Annotated in this window: 2 protein-coding genes and 1 rRNA gene; all 3 read left to right on the top strand. The window is 67.8% G+C overall.

Features of this window, described 5'->3' with window-relative positions; genetic code table 11:
* Positions 1 to 88 (top strand): 5S ribosomal RNA (gene rrf / locus AB0I19_RS29160); the annotation flags it as partial.
* Positions 89 to 411: 323 nt separating this feature from the next.
* Positions 412 to 1,797 (top strand): hypothetical protein, encoded by a 1,386-nt coding sequence (locus AB0I19_RS29165; protein ID WP_357153289.1) that lies wholly within the window; start codon positions 412 to 414, stop codon positions 1,795 to 1,797.
* Positions 1,794 to 3,089, top strand: a complete 1,296-nt coding sequence (locus tag AB0I19_RS29170) for a hypothetical protein (protein ID WP_357153291.1) — start codon at positions 1,794 to 1,796, stop codon at positions 3,087 to 3,089. Before AB0I19_RS29165 ends, AB0I19_RS29170 begins: the two co-directional genes overlap by 4 nt.
* Positions 3,090 to 3,409: the final 320 nt, after the last annotated feature.

Here is a 3,409-nt window from a genome sequence, read left to right on the forward strand (position 1 = left end):
CGGTCCCATTCCGAACCCGGAAGCTAAGGCCACCTGCGCCGATGGTACTGCACTCGACAGGGTGTGGGAGAGTAGGACACCGCCGGACAATCATTGCGATAGGGGACCCTTATTTGGGTCCCCTATCGGCGTTTGTGGGGCAGAAATGTCCCCGGCACGCCAGGTGGACGATGCCCCGTTGTCCGCCCGTGGTTGAATTCTTTGCAGGCGGGGCCATGACAACTCTCCCCGGAGGCCGGGGAACCTAGAAAGGGATCGCCGTGTCGGAACACAACGACGGACGGAAGTCTTTCCGCCGGGACGGAGACGCCCGCGGTTTCGGCCGGCGCGGCGAACCGACCGACCGCCCCCGTGGCGGTCAGGGCGACAATCGTGGCTCGGCCGGTGGCTCCGGCCGCGGCGGCTACAACCGTGACGATCGCGGAGGTTCCGGCGACCGAGGCGGCTCGGACCGCGGTGGCTACCAGCGTCGCGATGACAGCGGCAAGGGCGGCTACCCTCGACGCGACGACGCCGCACGCGGTGGTTCCGGTGATCGCGGTGGCTTCCGCCGCCGCGACGAATCCGACCGTCCCGCAGGTGGTTTCGACCGTGGTGGCGACCGCGGCGGTCCCCGACGCAACGATGACGACCGCCCCCGTGGCGGTGGCGGATTCCGTCGCAGCGAGGGTGATGACCGTTCGCGCGGTAGCTCGGATCGTGGTGGCGATCGCGGCGGCTTCCGCCGGAACGAAGGTGACGATCGTTCGCGCGGTGGATTCGATCGCGGCGGAGACCGTGGTGGTTTCCGTGGCAGCGACGACCGCCGGACCGGTAGTTCTGATCGCGGTGGCTTCCGACGTAATGAAGGCGATGACCGTTCGCGCGGTGGTTCGGATCGTGGTGGCGATCGTGGCGGTTTCCGTCGCAACGAAGGTGACGATCGTTCGCGCGGTAGCTCGGATCGTGGTGGCGACCGCGGTGGCTTCCGTCGCAACGAAGGTGACGATCGTTCGCGCGGTGGCTCCGATCGCGGTGGTTTCCGTGGCAATGACGACCGTCGTGGTGGTTCTGATCGTGGCGGTTTCCGTCGCAGCGAGGGCGATGACCGTTCGCGCGGTGGTTCGGATCGTGGTGGCGATCGTGGCGGTTTCCGTCGCAACGAGGGCGATGACCGTTCGCGCGGTAGCTCGGATCGCGGTGGCGATCGCGGCGGCTTCCGACGCAACGAAGGCGACGATCGTTCGCGCGGTGGATTCGATCGCGGCGGAGACCGTGGTGGTTTCCGTGGCAGCGACGACCGCCGGAGCGGTAGTTCGGACCGTGGTGGCTTCCGACGTAATGAAGGTGACGATCGTTCGCGCGGCACCTCGGACCGCGGTGGGGATCGCGGTGGTTTCCGGCGCAACGAAGGTGACGATCGTTCGCGTGGCTCGTCGGATCGTGGTGGTTTCCGACGCAACGAAGGCGATGACCGTTCGCGTGGCTCGTCGGATCGTGGTGGCGATCGTGGCGGTTTCCGCCGCAGCGAAGGCGGCGACCGATCGCGCGGTGGGTTCGATCGCGGTGGGGACCAGGGTGGGTTCCGACGTGGTGAGAGCGATGACCGTTCGCGGGGTAGCAGCTCCGATCGGGGTGGGTATCAGCGACGCGATGACGAACGTGGTGCCCGTCGCGACGACGACCGTGGACGCGGTGGGTTCAAGCGCAATACCGGGGCCGGCGGTCGCGGCAAGTACGTCGGCGAGGACGGCGCGCCCCTGGACGGCACTTACCGTGAGAAGCGGAAGGAACGCGAAGGTGATGTGCTCGGTGTGATCTCGGCGGGGGACGTCGAGGATGCTCCGGCAGACCGCGTTGCCGAGGACGCGTCCACTGAGCAGGGCAAGTCGTCGGTCGAACCCGTGGATTCCGGCGCCGCCGATTCCGGGCGTGAAGGGGCAGGCGGCCCGAGCGAGTCCGAGCACCGCAAGAGCTCGGACCACGACGACCAGCCCGGTGACTCCGGTGGCACTCGCTCCGAGCTGTCGGGCAACGACGACCAGGCAACTGGCTCGGACGCCGACGATCGCCGTGCGAGCAACAACCCGATCGATGACAACACGAAGGCGCGCAGCTCGGACAAAGCCGCGGAACCAGCCGGCGTCGCCGATGTCGACAGCTCCAACGCCGGCGAGAACGGGTCGGATCGCGCGAGCTCCGGACCTGACAGCGAGGACGAGTCGGCTCGTGACTTCGCTCGCGCATCGCGTGAGAACGAGGGTTCGGCCCGTGTCGACGATCGTTCGGACCGTGGCGCCGACCGCCGCGACGACCGCGGCGGGAGCGGTTACCGCGACTCGGGCGACAGCCGGTTCGACAACGATGATCGCCGTCGTGGCGGCGAGGGTGCTCGTGCCGCGGGCGGCAGGCCGACCGATCGTCGGGCGGCCCGTCCGGAAGAGCCCGATATCCCCGAGGACGTGCAGGCCTCCGATCTCGATCCGGCTGTGCGCCGCGATCTGCTGAGCCTGGACAAGAGCAATGCCGAGACCGTCGCTCGGCACATGGTCATGGCCGTCGAGCTGCTCGAAGACGATCCGCGGCTGGCGCTGGCACATGCCAGGGCCGCCAGGCAGCGGGCGGGGCGCATCGCTGTCGTGCGTGAGACCGCCGGTGTGGTGGCCTACCACGCCGAGGAATGGGCAGAGGCGCTGTCGGAGCTGCGGACCGCGCGGCGCATGTCGGGTGGGTCCGGGCTGCTCGCTGTGATGGCCGACTGTGAGCGTGGGCTCGGGCGGCCTGAACGGGCCATCGAGTTGGGGCGTAGTGAGGAAGCTCAGGCGCTCACGGGTGACGAGGCGACCGAATTGCGGATCGTTGTCGCCGGTGCCCGGATGGATCTGGGGCAGTTCGATCAAGCTGTGGTGACGCTGCAGTCTTCGGATCTGAATCCGGCTCGTACGGGGTCGGCTGCTGCGCGGCTGTTTTATGCGTATGCGGATGCTCTCGTGGCTGCTGGGCGGACTGATGAGGGTTTGCAGTGGTTCCTGAATGCGGCGGCTGCCGATGAAGAGGGTGAGACTGATGCGGAGGAGCGTGCTACCGAATTGACTGGTGGGGACGCTTAGTAGTTGGTTGAATGCGCAGCCGTCGGCTGGGGTCTGTTAAGGCTTCCGGTCGGCGGCTGTTGCTGTGTGGGGTGACCTCGGGCGCTTGGGGGAGTCGCGATGGTTTTGGTCGATATGTGGGGTACCGGACTGGTTCCACTCGAGTGGTTCACCTACCGCGTTCCCGGCCGTGCGGAACCACTGCGGTGTTTTGTGCACGACGGAGGTATTGGGCTGTGTTTTTGGAGCGCTGGCGCGCTCGAGCGCGGCCCCTGGGGGGCCGCGCGAACAGCGCTCGAGACTCGCGCCTGCGGCGCATGCGCTTCGAGCGCTGTTCGCGC

Source organism: Nocardia sp. NPDC050413 (assembly GCF_040655475.1).
Taxonomy (GTDB): domain Bacteria; phylum Actinomycetota; class Actinomycetes; order Mycobacteriales; family Mycobacteriaceae; genus Nocardia; species Nocardia coubleae.